Origin of the sequence: Microcystis sp. LE19-41.2A, assembly GCF_027530405.1 — a bacterium.
Classification (GTDB): Bacteria; Cyanobacteriota; Cyanobacteriia; order Cyanobacteriales; family Microcystaceae; genus Microcystis; species Microcystis aeruginosa.
This window is the reverse complement of the sequence record NZ_JAPZQJ010000518.1, coordinates 1-4,146: the sequence shown is the minus strand read 5'-3', so window position 1 is coordinate 4,146 and position 4,146 is coordinate 1. Positions and strand designations below refer to the sequence as shown.

Here is a 4,146-nt window from a genome sequence, read left to right as displayed (position 1 = left end):
AAATCCTTATCTGGCAAGAGACTTAATTGATTAGTTCGCTCTAGAGCAAAAACAATTGACAAAAATCGCTAAATGCTTTTCTATATAAGGGTTCCATCCCTTATAACCCCCGTCCATTGCATAACAATTACCGAAGAGCCAAAAGTATATACTATATCTATTGATACGAAAATCATCTCTAAAATCCTAGAATTGCTTCTTTTTCCCATATTTGATAATTTTGCTAGATGTAACCAATTAAAGATAGAGGGGTGTATCTCACTTATGCAGAAATACCAACAATCAGCAATTATCAGTGACCCTTAAATTATTACAGATATATCAGCAGCTACCTGTAAGCATCCCACCGAAAAACTAATGCGCTCCGAGGTTTGGGGGCGGCACTTCGACACGCTCAGTGGCCGCGCCACGCACCCAACGGGGGGTTTGGGTAGGGTTGATTCATGAATCAACCCTACTATAGAGTTCTTGCATAATTAATTTTTGAGAGGGCAAAAATGAGATGCACCCAAGATAGAGTTAGTATCTCAACAAAATTTTTACCCTGATTTAACCTTTATTCACGAGCCAACAGGAGCTAAGTTTGCTGTGGATAGAGATTACTATTGATGAGGAGAGTGTTTAGTGAAGTTAACGCCACTTGTACCACCGATTAAGTGTCAAGGAATTAAAACTAAATTGGTAAAAGATGTTAAAAATATTGTGTCTGATCTGAGCTTTGGGCGTTGGATAGAACCCTTTTCTGGATCGGGAGTGGTGGCTTTTAATATTAATCCGAAAAAGGCTTTACTTGCGGACACAAATACTCATATTATCCAGTTTTATAATAATCTCAAAAATCAAGTTATTACCAGTAAAACTGTTAAGCTTTTTTTGCAAGAAAATGGTCAATTTCTTAAGGAGCAGGGAGAAAGTTATTATTATCAAGTACGAGAAAGATTTAATCAATCTCCTAATTCTCTAGATTTTTTATTTCTCAATCGCTCCTGTTTTAATGGCGTGATGAGATTCAATCGGAAGGGACAGTTTAACGTCCCTTACTGTCATAAATCAGAACGATTTTCTCAAGCATATATTACCAAAATAGTCAATCAAGTTATTGCCCTAGAAAATATTCTTATTAAAACTGATTATAATTTTCAAGTTGCTGACTTTCGAGAGACTTTATCTGATTGGCAAAAAACAGACTTGATCTATCTCGATCCTCCTTATTTAGGGAGACACGCCGATTATTTTAACTCTTGGTCTGAAGAGGATGAAGATTGTTTGGTGACTATTTTAAAGGATATTTCTTGTCGGTTTATTTTGTCCACTTGGCACAGTAATCAGTTTAGAAGCAATCCTTTAATTAAAAAAAATTGGAGTGCTGATCAGTTTTATATCTATACTAAACAGCATTTTTATCATGTTGGTTCCACAGAAAAATTGCGTCATCCGATCACCGAAGCGATCATTACTAACTTTAACATTCCCTTGTTGCCAGAGCGAGGAACTGATTTGCAACAACTGTCATTATCCCCATCGACAGCAGAAAATGAGGGAGCGAGAACAGTCTAGAAGATGCCTAGTTGCTAATTCTCACTCCTTACTATTTAGGGTTTGCTGAATAAATCTAAAAACCTTGTTGGATAATATCTTTAGGCTTTTTTGAAATCAAAAAGTGCCAGCGATTGGAGTGATTGGGGAGGGAAATTTCAGGTACTTTTTCCCTGAAAATTAGGTAATTGACTCCCTGAAAATGGGTAAAACCCCACACCCCACACCCCACACCCCACACCCTGCCCCCAGGAAAAAATTTTTCAGCAAACCCTATTTATCCTTGGCTTTGGCGTAGATGGTCATTAATTTGGCGTTTACGCTTTTCTTCGGGGGCAGTGCTAGTAATTTCGCCAAAATCTTGACTACTCATGGAAAGATGGGACATTATCTTTCTTTTGCGCTCTTTAGCAGTTAATTCCGGTGAAGGAGTTACTGGAGGCGGCGCTGCCACGGGTTCCGCTGCCACCGGAGGAGTTTCCACAATTGGCAGCGGTTTTTTGGGAATATAGTCAGCACCAGTGGTACTTCTGGAGAGATGATCGAGAATGCGCCGTTTGCGATCGTCAGTAGCCATAAAAATCTTTGCCAATCTAGTTTAAAGTTTTGTAACTATCACCTATTGTCAAACATCCCTATCCCCTTGAGAAGTCAAGGGAGACTTTATCTTGAGGGATTGAAGACATATAAAACCTGCGATCGCATCTATCTGGTCGTGGAAGTGGAGGTCTTCTCGCCCAAGGTGATAAGATAAAAAACTAAGTCTTTGAAAATATGACAAAGGATTTATCTATCATGACACCCTCTTTAGCTAACTTTCTCTGGAGCCTTGTTTTAGGTGCGGCTATCGTCCTGATCCCTGCTACTATCGGTTTGATTTTCATCAGTCAATACGACAAGATCAAACGGACTTAATTTAAAATCCTAAAATGCCTAGACCGATTCCGTCTGGGCATTTTAGCTAATTTTGGAACTGGCAAGAGCGATCGCACCGACTACCCGATACCCCTCTGTTTGTAAAACCTGCACAGCCTCCTCAATCGTGGTTCCCGTGGTATAAATATCATCAATTAAGAGAATCGGCACTGATTTCGGTAAATTTTTCCCCAGTTGAAAAGCCGCTTGCATCGTCTTTTTTCTTTCCTCGGCTGCCAGACTAAATAAAGCTGCCGTGTTCTTAATCCGAATTAATCCGCGACTAGCCAGAGGATAACCGGTTAAACGACAAAAACCCTCGCCAATGACTTCTGCTTGATTAAAACCTCTTTCCTTTAACCTTTCTGGGTGGAGAGGGATGGGAATCACCGTCAAACGTTTATCGGTGAGGGGAGGACGCAGCAGCCAAGTTTCCCCCATGCAACTGCCTAGCAAAGAGCCGAGAGCGGGATGGCGATCATATTTCATTTTAGCGATCGCCTGTTTTAATTTACCTTCATAGCGTCCCCAGATAAACAGGGGAATAGAACCATGCCAGAGAAAAAGCGGGTTATTCTGACGATAGGCCTGTAATTGTCGCCCACAATCACGGCAAAGCTCTCGCTCGCTCTGCCGTTGACAAAGAGGACAGGGAGACTTAAGAAATAAAGCGAGAAAAGGTTCGAGCATGGGAAGCGAAAGTTTTAGCTAGATCCTGATTTCCATCGTCAAAAACGGTCAAATAACGGGGATTACTCCGCTCGATCGAAAGACTGATTCCTTGCGCTCCTTCGGACTCTAGATCTTGGAGATAACCCCCCTGATGCTGTTGTGCTTCCTCAAAAGAGGCAAAGGGACCAAAATAGTAGGTACAGTGGGGATAAAGGGAGGTAATTTTCAGCCACCAAGGTGTATTATCGTCAGAAATTTTATTTGTCTGCAAGAAAGATAAAATCATGTTCTGGTATTGATAGGGTACAGGGATTGCAGGAATCAAGGATAGGTTTTGAGGAACTTTGCCCCCATAATTCCGATTTGCTGGCCAAAAAATCGAGCTTTTGGCCAAAGAGAGTCTTTTTATCGTATTAGATTAACAAGGGGAGCGGTCGCCAAATCAAAAGAGATTCTAAAAATTCCCCTCAGCCAAGGGGAAGCGGATCGAGATAGGATATTGACGCTCCCATGGCACTAAGCGCTTGGGGATTCCCTGTTCATCGAAAATTTTGGGTCTGAAACCCCGTCGTTCTACGACGGCTTTACTGTTAAATATTAGCACATTTACACGATATATGCTAGAATGCGAGATATGGAAAAAGCCTATTCGTTTCGATTTTACCCAACACCCGAACAAGAGTCGCTATTGCGGCGCACTTTGGGCTGTGTAAGATTGGTTTACAATAAGGCACTCCATCTCAGAACACAAGCTTGGTATGAAAGACAAGAAAGAGTAGGATATACTGAAACTTCTTCAATGTTGACCGATTGGAAAAAGCAAGAAGAATTAGACTTTCTCAATGAAGTAAGCTGTGTACCCTTACAACAAGGGTTAAGACATTTACAAACAGCTTTCACTAATTTCTTTGCTGGTCGTACTAAGTATCCTAACTTTAAGAAAAAACATCAGGGAGGAAGTGCCGAATTTACCAAATCAGCCTTTAAATTTAAAGACAAACAAATCTATTTAGCCAAATGCAC

General features: G+C 40.8%; 7 protein-coding genes. 4 read left to right on the top strand and 3 right to left on the bottom strand.

Features of this window, described 5'->3' with window-relative positions:
* Nucleotides 1–102: 102 nt before the first annotated feature.
* Nucleotides 103–306, top strand: coding sequence for a type II restriction endonuclease (locus O9290_RS21900; protein WP_502846474.1), 204 nt, complete (start codon nt 103–105; stop codon nt 304–306).
* A gap of 318 nt (nt 307–624) precedes the next feature.
* Nucleotides 625–1,557, top strand: a complete 933-nt coding sequence (locus O9290_RS21890; protein WP_288059899.1) for a DNA adenine methylase — start codon at nt 625–627, stop codon at nt 1,555–1,557.
* Nucleotides 1,558–1,813: 256 nt separating this feature from the next.
* On the opposite strand, the gene O9290_RS21885 is transcribed toward O9290_RS21890, so the two are convergent.
* A complete protein-coding gene (locus tag O9290_RS21885; RefSeq protein WP_002759071.1) occupies nt 1,814–2,113 on the bottom strand; it encodes a hypothetical protein in 300 nt (99 codons plus the stop codon).
* 218 nt (nt 2,114–2,331) lie between these two features.
* On the opposite strand from O9290_RS21885, the gene psbX reads away from it, so the two are divergent.
* Nucleotides 2,332–2,451, top strand: coding sequence for a photosystem II reaction center X protein (gene psbX, locus O9290_RS21880; RefSeq protein WP_002759073.1), 120 nt, complete (start codon nt 2,332–2,334; stop codon nt 2,449–2,451).
* A gap of 42 nt (nt 2,452–2,493) precedes the next feature.
* On the opposite strand, the gene O9290_RS21875 is transcribed toward psbX, so the two are convergent.
* Together O9290_RS21875 and O9290_RS21870 are read right to left on the bottom strand one after the other, a co-directional pair.
* The gene (locus O9290_RS21875; RefSeq protein WP_288059898.1) at nt 2,494–3,141 is read right to left on the bottom strand and encodes a ComF family protein; all 648 of its coding nucleotides are present in this window, start codon (nt 3,139–3,141) and stop codon (nt 2,494–2,496) included.
* The gene (locus O9290_RS21870; RefSeq protein ID WP_130758059.1) at nt 3,110–3,409 is read right to left on the bottom strand and encodes a DUF1816 domain-containing protein; all 300 of its coding nucleotides are present in this window, start codon (nt 3,407–3,409) and stop codon (nt 3,110–3,112) included. Before O9290_RS21870 ends, O9290_RS21875 begins: the two co-directional genes overlap by 32 nt.
* 348 nt (nt 3,410–3,757) lie before the next feature.
* On the opposite strand from O9290_RS21870, the gene O9290_RS21865 reads away from it, so the two are divergent.
* Nucleotides 3,758–4,146 (top strand): RNA-guided endonuclease InsQ/TnpB family protein (locus O9290_RS21865; RefSeq protein ID WP_288087531.1); only part of this gene is annotated, 389 nt, incomplete at its 3' end.